The organism is Paracoccus amoyensis, from assembly GCF_014490725.1.
Lineage (GTDB): Bacteria > Pseudomonadota > Alphaproteobacteria > Rhodobacterales > Rhodobacteraceae > Paracoccus > Paracoccus amoyensis.
Window position 1 is genome coordinate 470,828 of record NZ_JACOQL010000002.1, and the last position, 15,414, is coordinate 486,241.

14 protein-coding genes and 1 tRNA gene are annotated in these 15,414 nt (G+C 59.7%); 9 read left to right on the forward strand and 6 right to left on the reverse strand.

Going from position 1 to position 15,414, the window contains the following annotated elements; genetic code table 11:
- Window positions 1-69: 69 nt before the first annotated feature.
- The 5 genes from gltB to H4P12_RS07175 form a co-directional block, all read right to left on the reverse strand.
- Window positions 70-4,608 (reverse strand): glutamate synthase large subunit, encoded by a 4,539-nt coding sequence (gltB, locus tag H4P12_RS07155; RefSeq protein WP_187792971.1) that lies wholly within the window; start codon window positions 4,606-4,608, stop codon window positions 70-72.
- Window positions 4,605-5,399: a hypothetical protein gene (locus tag H4P12_RS07160; protein ID WP_187792972.1), complete on the reverse strand. Its 795-nt coding sequence runs from the start codon at window positions 5,397-5,399 to the stop codon at window positions 4,605-4,607. Before H4P12_RS07160 ends, gltB begins: the two co-directional genes overlap by 4 nt.
- 13 nt (window positions 5,400-5,412) lie before the next feature.
- Window positions 5,413-6,897, reverse strand: a complete 1,485-nt coding sequence (locus H4P12_RS07165; RefSeq protein ID WP_187792973.1) for an NAD(P)-dependent oxidoreductase — start codon at window positions 6,895-6,897, stop codon at window positions 5,413-5,415.
- A 150-nt stretch (window positions 6,898-7,047) separates the two neighbouring features.
- The gene (locus H4P12_RS07170; RefSeq protein WP_187792974.1) at window positions 7,048-7,851 is read right to left on the reverse strand and encodes an undecaprenyl-diphosphate phosphatase; all 804 of its coding nucleotides are present in this window, start codon (window positions 7,849-7,851) and stop codon (window positions 7,048-7,050) included.
- The gene (locus H4P12_RS07175) at window positions 7,852-8,835 is read right to left on the reverse strand and encodes a complex I NDUFA9 subunit family protein (protein WP_187792975.1); all 984 of its coding nucleotides are present in this window, start codon (window positions 8,833-8,835) and stop codon (window positions 7,852-7,854) included.
- 223 nt (window positions 8,836-9,058) lie between these two features.
- Between H4P12_RS07175 and H4P12_RS07180 the strand changes: the two genes are divergently transcribed.
- The 9 genes from H4P12_RS07180 (at window position 9,059) to H4P12_RS07220 (ending at window position 14,309) form a co-directional block, all read left to right on the forward strand.
- Window positions 9,059-9,143, forward strand: a tRNA-Leu gene (locus tag H4P12_RS07180).
- A 175-nt stretch (window positions 9,144-9,318) separates the two neighbouring features.
- On the forward strand, window positions 9,319-9,933 hold the full coding sequence (locus tag H4P12_RS07185) for a ribonuclease D (protein ID WP_187792976.1): 615 nt from the start codon (window positions 9,319-9,321) through the stop codon (window positions 9,931-9,933).
- Between the two features lie 27 nt (window positions 9,934-9,960).
- Entirely contained in the window at window positions 9,961-10,905 is a 945-nt protein-coding gene (locus H4P12_RS07190) for a KpsF/GutQ family sugar-phosphate isomerase (protein WP_187792977.1), read from the forward strand.
- Between the two features lie 3 nt (window positions 10,906-10,908).
- A complete protein-coding gene (locus H4P12_RS07195) occupies window positions 10,909-11,487 on the forward strand; it encodes a hypothetical protein (protein WP_187792978.1) in 579 nt (192 codons plus the stop codon).
- 38 nt (window positions 11,488-11,525) lie between these two features.
- Window positions 11,526-11,999, forward strand: a complete 474-nt coding sequence (gene lptA, locus H4P12_RS07200) for a lipopolysaccharide transport periplasmic protein LptA (RefSeq protein ID WP_425498209.1) — start codon at window positions 11,526-11,528, stop codon at window positions 11,997-11,999.
- The gene (gene lptB, locus H4P12_RS07205; RefSeq protein WP_187792980.1) at window positions 11,999-12,745 is read left to right on the forward strand and encodes an LPS export ABC transporter ATP-binding protein; all 747 of its coding nucleotides are present in this window, start codon (window positions 11,999-12,001) and stop codon (window positions 12,743-12,745) included. The genes lptA and lptB overlap by 1 nt, the downstream gene beginning before the upstream one ends.
- A 185-nt stretch (window positions 12,746-12,930) precedes the next feature.
- Window positions 12,931-13,515, forward strand: coding sequence for a ribosome hibernation-promoting factor, HPF/YfiA family (gene hpf, locus H4P12_RS07210; protein WP_187792981.1), 585 nt, complete (start codon window positions 12,931-12,933; stop codon window positions 13,513-13,515).
- A gap of 78 nt (window positions 13,516-13,593) precedes the next feature.
- On the forward strand, window positions 13,594-14,058 hold the full coding sequence (locus H4P12_RS07215; RefSeq protein WP_187792982.1) for a PTS sugar transporter subunit IIA: 465 nt from the start codon (window positions 13,594-13,596) through the stop codon (window positions 14,056-14,058).
- Between the two features lie 65 nt (window positions 14,059-14,123).
- Entirely contained in the window at window positions 14,124-14,309 is a 186-nt protein-coding gene (locus tag H4P12_RS07220; protein WP_187792983.1) for a hypothetical protein, read from the forward strand.
- 126 nt (window positions 14,310-14,435) lie between these two features.
- Here the strand turns inward: H4P12_RS07220 and H4P12_RS07225 are convergent, their stop codons facing one another.
- A complete protein-coding gene (locus tag H4P12_RS07225; RefSeq protein WP_187792984.1) occupies window positions 14,436-15,305 on the reverse strand; it encodes a branched-chain amino acid aminotransferase in 870 nt (289 codons plus the stop codon).
- Window positions 15,306-15,414: the final 109 nt, after the last annotated feature.

Below are 15,414 nucleotides of genomic sequence, written 5' to 3' on the forward strand. Positions count from 1 at the left end.
CATCCATTGAAACAAAAAAAACGCGGCCCGATCCGGGCCGCGTTTTGCGTGTCATTGGGCCAGGCTGCGCTATTCGGCGGGCACCGCTGCCACTTCCTCCATATCCATGATCGGATAGGGCAGCAGGGCCAGCATCTCTTTCGGGCAGACTTGCAGGAAGTTGGCTTTCTCGGCCTCCCAATCCTGCAGGATTTCTTCTGCCCGGCGCGATCCGGTTTCCTTGAAGTGGCGTTCGACCAGCGTTTTCAGCTGGGTTTCCCAGTGATCCTGCGTGACCGGCACCATGACAAGGCTTTCGGGATTGATGTAATCGCGGGCGATGCCTGCGGGATCATACAGATAGGCCATGCCGCCGGTCATCCCCGCCCCGAAATTCGCACCGATCCGGCCAAGGATCACCGCGACGCCGCCGGTCATGTATTCGCAACCGTTGCTGCCACAGCCTTCGATCACCACCGTCGCGCCGCTGTTGCGGACCGCGAAACGTTCGCCCGCGCGGCCAGCGGCGAACAGATAGCCGTCGGTTGCGCCGTAAAGCACGGTGTTGCCGATGATGGTGTTGTCCACCGCGACCAGCGGGCTGGCCATTGGCGGCCGAACCACGATGGTGCCGCCTGACAGGCCCTTGCCGACATAGTCATTGGCATCGCCGCTGACCTCCAGCTTCAGACCGGGGGCCGCAAAGGCGCCCAGCGACTGCCCGGCGCTGCCGGTCAGGCGAATGGTCAGGTGATCGGGTTGCAGCTTGTTCCGCATGCCGAATTTCTGAACGATCATGCTGGATGTGCGCGTGCCGACCGTCCGCTGCGTGTTGCGAACGGCATAGGACAGCTGCATCTTTTCGCCTTCTTCAAAGAAGCGCGCGGCATCCTTGACGATTTCGGCGTCCAGCGTGTCCAGCACGGCATTGCGCGGCTTGCTGCGGTCATAGACGATCTTGTCCGCGCCATCGACGGTGATCAGCAGCGGGTTCAGGTCCAGATCGTCAAGGTTCGCGGCGCCACGGCTGACCTGCGTCAGCAGATCGGCGCGACCGATCACCTCATCAAGGCTGCGTGCCCCGATATTGGCCAGAATTTCGCGAACTTCCTGCGCATAGAAGGTGATCAGGTTCACCACCTTGTCGGCGCTGCCGGTGAACATCGCCCGCAGCTTTTCATCCTGCGTGCAGACGCCCACCGGGCAGGTGTTCGACTGGCATTGGCGCACCATGATGCAGCCCATGGCGATCAGGGCGGCGGTGCCGATGCCGTATTCCTCGGCCCCCATCATGGCGGCCATGACGATGTCGCGTCCGGTGCGCAGACCGCCATCGGTGCGCAGCGTCACCCGTTCCCGCAGGCGGTTCATGGCCAGAACCTGATGCGCCTCGGTCAGGCCCATTTCCCATGGCAGACCGGCAAACTTGATGCTGGTTGCAGGGCTGGCGCCGGTGCCGCCGTTATGGCCGGAAATCAGGATCACATCGGCTTTGGCCTTGGCCACGCCCGCCGCGATGGTGCCAACACCCGAAGATGCCACCAGCTTCACCGTGATCTTGGCGCGCGGGTTGATCTGCTTCAGGTCATAGATCAGCTGGGCCAGATCCTCGATACTGTAGATATCGTGGTGCGGCGGCGGTGAAATCAGCGTCACGCCGGGGGTCGAATGGCGCAGACGCGCGATCAGCGCAGTCACTTTCATGCCGGGCAGCTGACCGCCCTCACCGGGTTTCGCGCCCTGAGCGACCTTGATCTCAAGCTCTTCGCAGGCGTTCAGATATTCGGCGGTGACCCCGAACCGGCCCGAGGCGACCTGCTTGATCTTGGCGCAAGGATTGTCGCCATTGGGCAGCGGCACGGAATGCGCCGGATCCTCGCCACCCTCGCCGCTGTCGGATTTGGCGCCGATGCGGTTCATGGCGATGTTCAGCGTCATATGCGCCTCGGGCGACAGCGCGCCAAGGCTCATGCCCGGTGTCACGAAACGCTTGCGGATGCTGGTGATGCTTTCGACTTCCTCGATCGGGACGGGCTTGCCCAGCGGCTTGATGTCCAGAAGATCGCGGATGTGGATCGGCGGGTTGGCCCGCATCGTCTTGCTATATTGCTTCCACAGGTCATACGAGGCTTTGTCGCAGGCCAGTTGCAGCATCTTCATGGTATTGGCTTCCCAAGCATGCTTTTCGCCCGACCGGCGCAGCTTGTAGAAGCCGCCCACCGGCAGCAATTCGATATTGTCGGCCGCAAACGCCTTGCGGTGCAGATCCTCGACCTTGGCTTGCAGGCCATGCAGGCCGATGCCGCTGATGCGCGAATGCATGCCGGGGAAATATTCGTTCACCATCGCACGGCTCAGGCCGACGGCCTCGAAGTTCAGGCCGCCGCGATAGGATGACAGAACCGAAATCCCCATCTTCGCCATGATCTTCAGCAGACCCGCGTCGATGGCATCGCGATAGCGGCGCATGTTTTCGATCAGGCTGCCGGTCAACAGACCGCGTTCGATCCGGTCGTTGATCGAATCCTGTGCCAGATAGGGGTTTACCGTCGTGGCTCCACACCCGATCAGCACCGCGAAATAATGCGGGTCGATGCATTCGGCGGAGCGCGCGTTCAGCGAACAGAAGGTCCGCAGCCCTTTGCGGGTCAGCCAGCTATGCACGGCGCTGGTCGCAAGGATCATCGGCATCGCCACGCGACCCGCGCCCTGAGCCTCATCGGTCAGAACCAGATGCCCGGCACCCGAACGCACGGCGTCCTCGGCCTCGGCGCGGATGCGGGCCAGTCCTTCATTCAACGCCTCGGAACCGGCATTGACCGGGAAGGTGCAGTCGATATGGGTCACCGCCTCGCCGAACATCTTGACCATTTCGCTGAATTCGCTGGTCGCGACAAACGGGCTTTCAAGGATCAGGATTTCGGTCTGGCTGCTGCTTTCGTCCAGCACGTTCTTCAGGTTGCCGAACCGCGTTTTCAGCGACATCACCCGCGTTTCGCGCAGGCTGTCGATGGGCGGGTTGGTCACCTGGCTGAAGTTCTGGCGGAAGAAATGGCTCATCGGGCGATACTGGTTCGACAGCACCGCGGGCGGCGTGTCATCCCCCATCGAGGCGAGGGATTCCTTGCCATCCTCGGCCATGGGGGCAAGGATCTGTTCCAGATCTTCCATGGTGTAACCGGCGGCGGTCTGGCGACGGCGCAGGTCTTCGGCGGCAAAGCGTGGCAATTCGGGCAGATCGCGCATGATGTCGTTCAGATCGACGACTTTTTCGATCCATTCGCCAAAGGGCTGACTGCCCGCCAGACGATCCTTGATGTCGGAATCGTGGTAAAGCTTGCCTTCCCACATATCGACCGCGATCATCTGACCCGGCCCAAGCGCGCCTTTTTCGCGCACATCATGTTCGTTGATCGGCACCATGCCAACCTCGGACCCTGCAATCAGCAGGTTGTCCCCGGTGACGACATAGCGCATCGGGCGCAGGCCGTTGCGGTCCAGACCACCACAGACCCAACGACCATCGGTCATCGCAAGTGCTGCGGGGCCGTCCCACGGTTCCATCACGGCGTTGCAATAGGCATACATGTCGGCCCAGGCCTTGGGCATGTCGGTGGTGGCCTTCGACCAGCTTTCCGGCACCAGCATCGTCTTGGTCATCGGCGCCGAACGGCCAGAGCGGACCATCACCTCGAACACGGCATCCAGCGCGGCGGAATCCGACGAACCGGCAGGGACGATCGGCTTGATATCCTCGGCCATTTCGCCAAAGGCGCTGCTGGCCATGCGGATTTCGTGGCTTTTCAGCCAGTTCAGGTTGCCCTTCAGCGTGTTGATTTCCCCGTTATGGGCCAACATGCGGAACGGTTGCGCCAGCCACCATTGCGGAAAGGTGTTGGTCGAATAGCGCTGGTGATACAGCGCAAAGGTGGATTCGAAGCGTTCATCCTTCAGGTCGGGATAAAACTCGGCCACCTGTTCGGCCAGCATCATGCCCTTGTAGATGATCGAGCGGCAGGACAGCGAACAGAAGTAAAGCTGCGTGACCTGTGCCGCGATGGCGGCTTTTTCGATCCTGCGGCGGATGATGTAAAGCTCGCGCTCGAACTGGACCTGATCGATGTCCTTTTCGCAGCGGATCAGGATCTGTTCGATCTCGGGGCGGGTGGCGTTGGCCTTTTCGCCCAGAACCGCGGTGTTCACCGGCACGTGGCGCCAGCCATAGATGTAATGGCCCATGCGCAGAACTTCGGATTCCACGATGGTCCGGCAGGTTTCCTGCTGGGCGAAATTGGTGCGGGGCAGGAAAACCTGACCAACAGCGATCAGCTTGTCCTTGTCAGGCTCGTGGCCGGTGCGGCGGATCTGGTCATAGAAAAAAGGGACGGGGATCTGCACATGGATGCCCGCGCCGTCACCGGTCTTGCCATCCGCATCAACGGCACCACGGTGCCAGATCGCTTTCAGCGCGTCGATACCGTTCTGCACCACCTTGCGGCTGGGCTTGCCGTCGATATCGACCACAAAGCCCACACCGCAGGACGAATGTTCGTCATCATGCCGGTAAAGGCTGTGTTCGGCCATCCAGTCGCGGCGGGCCTGTTCGTCCTGCTGCCAATCCTTGCTCATAGCTGGGCCCTTTCTTGCAGAAGCTGCGTCATCATCTGATCGCAGTCGAATTGCGGAGTCGTTTCGCCGTAACCTTCCTCATCGGGAAAGCTGAACAGGACCGGGCTGTCGTTTGTCTCGGTCCGCTGGCCGGTCCAGTCCGTGCCAACCTCGGTGCCGCCCAGAAAGCGGCCGAGATCGCGGTTGATATATTGCTGGCCGCTGCGCTTGATCAGCACATCGCCCGCGGCGTTGAAGGTGGTCAGCTGAAAGCGGGTTTCTTCCAGCTCGACCCCGTCGATGGTGACTTTGCGGCCGGTCAGCTTGTCTTGTCCGACGCGGTGCAGACGCTCACCGGTGTTGGATTCTGTCCAGAAATCAAAGTCATCCATGCCGGTTTCCAGCAGGGTGCTGTAGCTGGCATGGTCGCGCGCCTCGGCGATCAGGCGGTCCTTGATCCCGGTGCGGTGGCTGTAGCTTTCCATCCAGCGGGTTTCGGCGTCGATGCGCGATTCATAGGTCAGCCCGTCCTTGTCAAAGATCGCCGTGCGCTGATCGCCCGCCGCATCGTGGCTGCACTGATAGAACTGGCTGACGGTGCAGCTGCGATTTTGCACCGTAACTGTCAGCGTGCATCCCTGCGGGGGCGAAAACGTGCCCGCGCGGGTGATCTGCGGGATCAGGGTCGCAGCGACAATGGCTGCCGCGCCCAGCAGAAGGGGCAGGGTTACTGACCCGTTTTTTTGACGGGTGATCGCAATGGCCTTTGCCCTGTGGACGGCTTGTGTACGGGTTGTGTACGCTTTGTGCATCAACGATTCCCCCTCATTCGGCGGCAACGCGCGCGTCACCGTTCAGAAAGTTTGCAATGGATTCCGCCGCCTCGCGCCCGTCGCGAATCGCCCAGACGACAAGGCTGGCACCGCGCACAATATCCCCGACGGCATAGACGCCGGGCAGTGTGGTCTTGTGCGTCTGGAAATCGGCCTTGATCGTGCCCCAACGGGTGACTTCCAGCCCATCGACACCCCATAGTTTCGGCAGGTCTTCGGGTTCAAAGCCAAGCGCCTTGATGACCAGTTCGACGGGTTCATCGTAATCCGCACCGTCGATCAGTTCGGGTGACTGGCGGCCCGACACGTCCGGTGCGCCAAGGCGCATCTTCTGAATGCGGACGCTGGCGATTTGCGGCAGGCCGGCGACATCGGTTTCTTCCGCCTCGGCCGCGATGCCGGTCACATGGCCCGCAAAGGCGCCCGGTGCCGACAGCCAGACGAATTCAACGCCCTCTTCCTCGGCGTTCTGCACCTCGCGTTGCGATCCGGGCATGTTGGCACGGTCACGGCGATACAGGCATTTCACCGATTGCGCGCCCTGACGGATGGCAGTGCGCACGCAGTCCATGGCGGTGTCGCCGCCGCCGATCACGACAACGCGCTTGCCATTGGCGTTCAGCTCTCCATCCTGGTAATCGGGCACGTCATCGCCGAATTCGACCTTGTTGCTGGCGGTCAGATAGTCGATGGCGCTGACGACGCCGCCCGCATCGGCATTGTCCAGATCCAGATCGCGGGTCTTGTAGACGCCGGTGGCGATCAGGACCGCATCATGCTTGCCCCGGATCGCGTCAAAGCTGATATCTTCGCCGACATTGCAGTTCAGCACGAATTCGACGCCGCCATCCGCAAGCAACTGGTTGCGGCGCATGACCACGTCCTTTTCCAGCTTGAAGCCGGGGATGCCATAGGTCAGCAGCCCGCCTGCGCGGTCGTAGCGGTCATAGATCGTGACCTGAAATCCTTCGCGGCGCAGCATGTCGGCAGCCGCCAGGCCGCCCGGACCGGCACCGATGATGCCGATGCTTTCAGATCGTTCCTGCGCAGGCGTTGCGGCCTGAACCCAGCCTTGTTCCCATGCGGTATCGGTGATGTATTTTTCGATCGAGCCGATGGTCACGGTGCCGTGGCCCGATTGTTCGATCACGCAATTGCCTTCGCACAGGCGATCCTGCGGGCAGATGCGGCCACAGATTTCGGGGAACGTGTTGGTTGCCTGACTGACGCGGTAAGCTTCTTCCAACCGGCCTTCGGCGGTCAGCCGCAGCCAGTCGGGGATATTATTGTGCAGCGGGCAATGCGTCTGGCAATAGGGCACGCCGCACTGGCTGCACCGGCTGGCCTGTTCGGCGGCCTTGGCGGCGGCGAATTCCTGATAAATCTCATGGAAGTCTTCGCTGCGCTCTGCCGCGCTACGCTTTTGCGGCATCTCACGAGGGGTAGAGACGAACTTCAGCATCTTCTGCGTGGCCATAGCTGCGCAACCTTCCATAACAAACCTTCCGCAGCCTGATTAAGCTACGGCTTCCGTAATGAAAAGTCAGCAGTGCTGACCTAAATGCGGGATTTTACATCCTGCGACGAATTATTTCAGGCTGGATCAATGAAAATAGGTCATCAATGCTTACATACTTACTGTTAATGCCAGCAAAGCCACGGCCCCGACGATGATTCGCCACCATGCAAACAGGGCGTAGCCGTGATTGGATACGTAGCCCAGCAACCAGCGGACAACGATCACCGCGCTGATAAAGGCCATCACAAAACCGACCGCGATGTTTCCAAGAGCAGCAGAGTTCAGCACGTCCCAATTTTTCGTCAGATCAAAGACGAAGGCGCCCAGCATCGTTGGCATGGCCAGAAAGAACGAAAACTCGGCCGCCGAACGCTTGCTTGCGCCCAGAAGCAGGGCGCCCACAATCGTCGCGCCCGAACGAGAGACGCCGGGAATCATCGCGATGCACTGGATAAAGCCGATCTTCAGAGCCATCGACAGCGGGAAATCCTCGGCTTCGGTATATTTCGGGTTTTTGGCCCAGCGGTCGACGAACAGCAAAACGATCCCGCCCAGGATCAGGTTGACTGCGATCAAGACGGGCGTTTCAAACAGCACCGTCTTGATGAAGTCGTGCACCAGCACACCGATCACAACGGCGGGCGCAAAAGCGATCAGCACCGCGGCAATAAAACTGCGCGCCTTCGGGTCATGCGGGGCCGAGGTGAATATCTGGAACAGCCGCGTGGCATAGATGCCCAGCACGGCCAGCACAGCACCCAGCTGAATCACCACCTCGAACGCGCGACCCGGCGACTGAAAGCCAAGAAAGTGACCCGCCAGTAAGACGTGACCGGTTGATGAGACCGGAATGAATTCTGTCAGGCCCTCAAGAATACCGAGGACCGCGGCAACAATCGTATTATATTCCATTTAGAGTGGGCGCAGATTTTTGGCCGAGCGTTTGATGGCGTCATACTGCCCGGAAGGGCGGAATGGCCAAAGATACTGGTCAACGACCGCTTCGGCGGCCAATGGCTCAATACCCAGATCTGCAAAGCCTTTCGCGTTCTTGTCGACCAGATTGTCTTGTGACAACAGGATCAGTTGATCTCGTGGAAGCGGGTTTTTCACGATCCCGCCAGTCAAGGCCTGAATGGCACCAAAAATGCCCGAGCCGATACGGGCGACCCACAAGGGCACGCCAACGATGGCCCGACGGCGATCGGTTTCCAGCAGGGTCTGCCTTGCAATTTCGCGCATGGTCACGATTTCCGGGCCGCCAAGCTCGTAAATGCCGGGTTGGGCCTTGCCTTCGGCGGCCAGCGCCGCAGCATGGGCAACATCGTCGACAAAGACGGGTTGCAATCTGGTTTTTGCGCCGACCACCGGCAGGATGGGGCTGATCGCCGCCATTTCGCCAATGCGGTTCAGGAAGCGGTCCCCCGGGCCGAACATGACCGAAGGGCGCAGCACAACGGCGTCGGGACGATGCTTCAGCACGGCCGTTTCGCCCTCGGCCTTGGCGGCGATGTACTTGCTGTCGGAATCGGGGTCGACCCCAATGCCCGAGATATGAACGATCTGCTCGACGCCCAGATCTTTGGACAGGCGCGCAATATTTTCAGCGCCCAGAACAAAGATATTGTCAAAATTGCTTTTGCCTTCGCGGCGCAGAATGTTGACGCAATTCACAACCGCATCGGCATCCATCATCGCCGCACGGACCGAGGCTTCGTCGCGGATATTGCACAGGATCGGCACGACCTGCCCAACGGCGCCATACGTGCGCGTAAAAAGCGCCTCATCCGGGCGACGGACCGCGACACGGACGCGCCAGCCATTTCTGGCCATGACGCGCGCAACCTGTCTGCCAAGGAAACCTGACCCTCCAAAGATCGTCACAAGTTTCGACATGGACCCTACGCCTCCTTCGCGCCGCTTTTCGTCAGTGATCATTACCCAAGCTGACAGGGCGCGACAAGATGCAGGCAAAAGCTGCGACAGAAAGACCCGTTTTGCCGCGATAAGCTGGTGCGCCCGGAAGGGCGAAACAGGTTTTGACAAACTTCGCGCAACTTTTTTATCGAACCCCATTGACGGCCCCAATGACTGGCTTTAGAGACCGCCCTCACCACCTGCCCAGGTGGCGGAATTGGTAGACGCGCACGGTTCAGGTCCGTGTGCCGCAAGGCGTGGAGGTTCGAGTCCTCTCCTGGGCACCATAAACAAAACCCCCGGGGAACGCTGGTTCTCCGGGGGTTTGTTTATCTGATCATCCTTGATCTTCATGACATCCGCAGTTGAATCGAAACCATTCCCCATGGAGACGGTTTTTGCTGGATCATCGCAGGCGTTTTCGTGCTAGAGGCGCGTGGCACAGCAGACGGACAGGGCTTTATGAGCATACATCTTTATCAAAACGATCTTCCCGACGATCTGGACCTTGGGTCGCTTGTCGCAATCGACACGGAAACCATGGGCCTTGATCCTCGTCGTGACCGGCTGTGCCTGGTGCAGATGTCATCGGGAGACGGGGATGCGCATCTGGTCCAGATCGAGCGTGGCCAGACCGAGGCGCCGAATCTGACCAAAATGCTGACCGACCCCAAGGTGACAAAGCTTTTCCACTTCGGGCGTTTTGATATTGCCGCGCTGGAAAACACCTTTGGCGTCGTCACATCGCCCGTCTGGTGCACCAAGATCGCGTCAAAGCTGGTGCGGACCTATACGGATCGGCAGGGGCTTAAATATCTGTTGAACGAACTTGTCGGCGTCGATGTCAGCAAGCAGCAGCAGACCAGTGACTGGGGCGCGCCGGATCTGACCGACGCGCAACTGGAATACGCGGCGTCGGATGTCCTGTATCTGCACAAATTGAAAGAGGCGCTGGAAGTGCGGCTGCGTCGTGAAAATCGCATGGGGCTGGCGCAGGCCTGCTTCGACTTTCTTCCTGCCCGCGCCCATCTGGATCTGCTGGGGTGGGGGGATGAAAACGACATCTTCCGTCACTAGATAGCCCCCATGAATGAAAGAGCTGTCATGAACGGATATCTTGATACTGCCCGCCGGGTGATCCGCACCGAGGCACAGGCGCTGGCCATGCTGGCCGACGGTCTCGGCCCCGAATTTCGGCAGGCGATCGACGTGATCCTGCAAGCTCGGGGGCGAATCATTGTATCCGGTATGGGCAAATCAGGTCATATCGCGCGCAAGATTGCTGCGACCTTTGCCTCGACCGGAACGCCTGCGCAGTTCGTTCATCCTGCCGAGGCAAGCCACGGCGATCTGGGCATGGTGACCGAGGCGGACGCCGTTCTGATGCTGTCAAACAGCGGAGAGACGCCGGAACTGGCTGACCTGATCGCCCATACCCGGCGTTTCAACATTCCGCTGATCGGCGTTGCCTCGCGTCCGCAATCGACGCTGCTGCGTCAGGCCGATGTGGCGCTGGTCCTGCCAGCGGCGCCCGAAGCCTGCGGCACTGGCATCGTGCCGACGTCGTCCACCACGATGACGCTGGCGCTTGGTGATGCGCTGGCCATCGCGCTGATGGAGCATCGCCAGTTCACGCCCGAACATTTCCGCACCTTTCATCCCGGTGGCAAGCTGGGCGCACGCCTGGCAAAGGTGGCCGATCTGATGCACAGCGATATGCCGCTGGTGCATGAAGATACGCCCATGACCGAGGCCTTGCTGGTCATCAGCCAAAAGGGCTTTGGTGTGACCGGGGTGACCAACGAACAGGGCGATCTGGTCGGCATCATCACCGATGGCGACTTGCGGCGACATATGCAGGGACTGTTGGATAATAGTGCCGCGCAGGTCATGACCCGCGACCCGCGCACCATTGGCCCCGACGCGCTTGCCGAAGCCGCCCTGGCCGAGATGCAGTCGCGCAAGATTACCTGCCTGTTCGCGGTCGAAAACAACCGCCCTCAGGGGATCTTGCAGGTTCACGATTGCCTGCGGGCAGGCGTGGTATAGGCCATGACCCGCACGCGTATCGTTCGCTGGCTTCGGGTTCTGCTACCGCTTCTGGCGCTGGTCCTGTTGTCGACGCTGTTCTTGTTTTCGCGCCAGTCGGGGACCGAATCGCAAATCCCTTATGCCGAGGTTGATGCCGAATCGATGGCGCGTGATCCGCGAATGGTTGCGCCGCAATATTCGGGCGTGACGGATGACGGTGCCCAGATCCGGTTAGAGGCCAGCCAGGCGGAAATTGGCAACGCGCGGGGCGGGAAGGATTTGCGGCTGGACTGGCAGCGGCCTGATGGCTTGAAGGCCGATTTGACGGCGCCGGCTGCGGGCGTTGAAGGCGACACCATTCAATTGCGCGGTGGTGTGCAGATGACAACCTCGTCCGGGTGGACGGTGGACGCCGACCAGATTGATGCAGCCACCAACCGCTCGCAAATCACGGCCAATGATGGTGTCGAGGCTCGGGCACCCTTTGGTCAGATCACCGCGCAGCAAATGGAACTGAAGCCAAAGGGCGAAACCGGTGAGCATGACGGCGATGCAATCTTGAACTTTTCTGGCGGCGTTCGTCTGATATACCAGCCGTAACCTTGTAAAAAATTACGCAACGGAAGGATCATCACATGATGCGCCCCCTGCTGACCGTCCTGTTATTCGCGGCTGCTCCGGTTTGGGCGCAGAACGTTACCTTTGGCGGCATGAAAGCCGATACCTCGCTGCCGGTCGAAGTGGCGGCGGATAACCTGGCCGTGAATCAATCCAATGGCAGCGCCACGTTCACCGGCAATGTCGTGATCGGACAGGGTGAGATGCGCCTGGCGGCGGATACCGTGACAGTCGATTACGCCGAGGGCGGACAGAATCGCATCAAGTCGCTGCATGCGACCGGCAACGTGACGCTGGTGTCGGGGGAAGATGCTGCCGAAGCGGCCGAGGCGACCTATAATGTCGAATCGGGGAATGTCGTGCTGACGGGTGATGTCGTGCTGACCCAGGGGCCGAATGTGCTGACCGGCAACAACATGACGGTCAATCTGGAAACCGGAACTGCGCAGGTCGAAGGCCGCGTGCGTTCCGTCCTGCAATCGGGCGCAAACTGATGTCGAAAGCAGAGACCAGCAAAGACGGGCTGATCGTGCGCAAATTGCGCAAGGCCTATAAGAACCGCCCGGTGATCCGTGATGTCTCGATGGAACTGTCGCGTGGCGAGGTTGTGGCCCTTCTGGGTCCAAACGGTTCGGGCAAGACGACCTGCTTTTATTGCATCGCAGGTCTGGTTCAGCCCGATTCCGGGCAGGTGATCATTGATCGGCAGGACGCGACGCGGCTGCCGATGTTCCGGCGGGCGCGTATGGGCATTGGCTATCTGCCGCAGGAAATGTCGATCTTTCGCGGGTTGACGGTAGAACAGAATATCATGGCGGTGCTGGAGGTGGCTGAAAGCGATCAGCGCCACCGCCGCGACCGGTTAGAGGAATTGCTGGGCGATTTTTCGATCGGGCATTTGCGCGGGGCACCGGCATTGGCGCTGTCGGGCGGTGAACGCCGCCGGGTCGAAATCGCCCGCTGTCTTGCCTCGAATCCCGGCTTCCTGTTGCTGGATGAACCTTTCGCCGGGGTCGATCCGATCGCCGTGGGCGAGATTCGCGAACTTGTGCAGGATCTGAAGACCCGCGGCATCGGTGTGCTGATCACTGACCATAACGTGCGGGAAACATTGGGGATCGTGGATCTGGCCTATATTTTGCACGATGGCCATGTGCTTATGTCAGGCTCTACCGCTGAAATCATTGCTGATAAGCGGGTTCGGGAAGTCTATCTGGGCGACAGCTTTCAGATGGCCTGACGCGGACCGATTGTTTCAAATTCAGTTCACCACGTATGCGCACCGTTGACAGATCGCCCCGACTGTCACCAAATTGATATTTAAGGGCGCAGCCTGCTGCGCTCTGTCATATCCCGTTTTCCGCCGCAGGCCGGCTTCATAACGGGTCGGCGCAAGTGGCAACGGGTAACCGGAGAGGAGATACGATGCGCTACACCATCAGCGGAAAACAAATTGATGTCGGTGAAGCTCTTAGCACTCATGTTGAAACCGAACTGGGTGAAACGCTGGGCAAGTATTCGCAGCGCCCGACTGACGCGACGGTTACCTTCTCCAAGGATGCGTATGAATATTTATGCGACGCGGTGGTCCATCTTTCCACTGGTCTGACGGTTCAGGCGCGCGCGCATGCAAACGAAATCTATGCGGCCTTTGACGGCTGCAAGGAAAAGATGGACAAGCAGCTGCGCCGTTACAAACGCCGGCTGAAGGACCATCAGAAGGACAGGTCGGAACCTGTTGAATTCGGCGCGGCTGGCATGTATGTGCTGACGGCTGATGAAGATGACTGGGAAACGCATGACGACGGGATCCAGCCCATCATTATCGCTGAAATGGAATCGCGGGTTCCGACCCTGTCGGTTGGTGACGCTGTAATGCAGATGGAATTGGCCGGAACGCCGCTGTTGGTTTTCCGCAACGAGAAACATGGTGGCGTCAACGTGGTCCATCGTCGTGATGATGGAAATGTCGGCTGGATCGACCCGCGCGGCACTGGAAATGTGCAATAACGCTGTGTGACGCCCAAAAAACTGATACGCCCCCGTCAACATGTGCGGGGGCGAACAGCTTAGGAAAGACGCAAGACAATGCAACTTAGCGAGATACTTAAGCCGGGCGCTGTGCGCTCATTGGCCCAGGTTACCTCGAAAAAGCGCCTGTTTCAGGAGCTGGCCGAATTGGCTCAGTCCGAATATGGCCTGAACGCATCCGAGGTGCTGGACGCCTTGCAAGAGCGTGAAAGCCTTGGGCCAACGGGCGTCGGTCAAGGGGTCGCCCTGCCGCATGCACGGCTGCACGGTCTGGATAAGGTTGTCGGTCTGTTCATCCGTCTTGAAAAGCCGCTGGATTTTGACGCGGTGGATCGCCAGCCCGTCGATCTGATATTTGCACTGCTGGCCCCCGAAACCAGTGGCGTCGATCACCTGAAGGCGCTGGCCTTGGTGTCGCGCACCCTGCGGGATGCCGATTTAAGAGGCAAACTGCGCGCGAATGACGATCCGGTGGCCTTGCATGCGGTTCTTTCCGCCGCTCAGGGAATTAAAGCCGCCTGAAGGCTTTGATTTGGTCCGATTCGGCCCTATGGTGGGAAGGTGAGGACTAAAAAGGAGGCCCGAAGATGAGCAAACGCGACTTCGAAGAGCCGCTTGGTAGCAGTGCCCGCTTACGCGAGTTTGTCCGCCAGGAACGTGAATCCGGTGTTCATCCATCCGTGATGGCGCTGCGTTCGCGCCCAAAAGACCGATCCGAGGACGGACGTAAGGTTTCGGAATTTGCCCGGATCGAACGTGGCCACGAAGTCTGACTGAAAATACTGGCAAAAATTTGGCGAAGACGCTGTAACAGCGTTTGCCATACTCTTGTTCCCTTGAATGGCAGGCGCGGCCCGGTTTTATCCGTGGCCGCGCCTTTGGGTTCGTGGTGCAGGTATCTACGCCCGGACCAGCTTTTCGTAATCTTCGGCGATCTTGCGGGTCGTTTGACCAACCTGGAAGTTCCAGTCACCTATCTGCGCAACCGGGGTTATCTCGGCGGCGGTGCCGGTCAGGAAGCATTCCTGAAAACCGTCCAGTTCCTCGGGTTTGATGCGGCGTTCATGCACGGTGGTGCCGTTGTCTTTCAGCATCTGGATGACGGTCTGACGGGTGATCCCGTTCAGGAAGCGGTCGGCTTGCGGGGTATGAACCTCGCCATCCTTGACGAAGAAGATATTCGCGCCGGTTGCCTCGGCCACATAGCCTTCCCAATCCATGAACAGCGCATCCGAAAAGCCTTTGGCTTCGGCGGCATGCTTTGACATGGTGCAGATCATATACAGGCCCGCAGCCTTGGCGGCGGTCGGAATGGTTTCCGGGCTGGGCCGCTTCCACTTTGCAACATCCAGCTTGGCGCCCTGCCATTTGGCATCGCCGTAATAGCTGCCCCATTCCCACGCAGCCACGGCCATGCGCACCGGGTTACGGGCGGCCGATACGCCCATGTCGGGGCCCGAACCGCGCCACATCACAGCCCGAACATAGGCGTTGGTAAAGCCGTTTGCGTTCAGCACAGCTTCCTTTGCCGCGTCGATTTCGTCGGCTGTATAGGGGGAAGGCATGTCCAGCAAACGCGCGGATTCGATCAGCCGCAGCGAATGTTCATGGCCCTTGAAAATTTTCCCGTCATAGCAGCGCTCGCCCTCGAACACGGAACTGGCATAGTGCAACGCATGGGTCAGAATATGCACCTTCGCATCGCGCCAATCGACCAGTTCGCCATCAAGCCAGATCTTGCCGTCGCGATCGTCATATGCCGCCGTCATCTTTCTCTCCATCTTTCGGTTTTCATTTCTTGCGCAGCCTGACCGGAATCAATCTTTTTGTTGCGTAATCACTTGACGGCTAGCAATCGAATCTAGGAAAGTCAACATG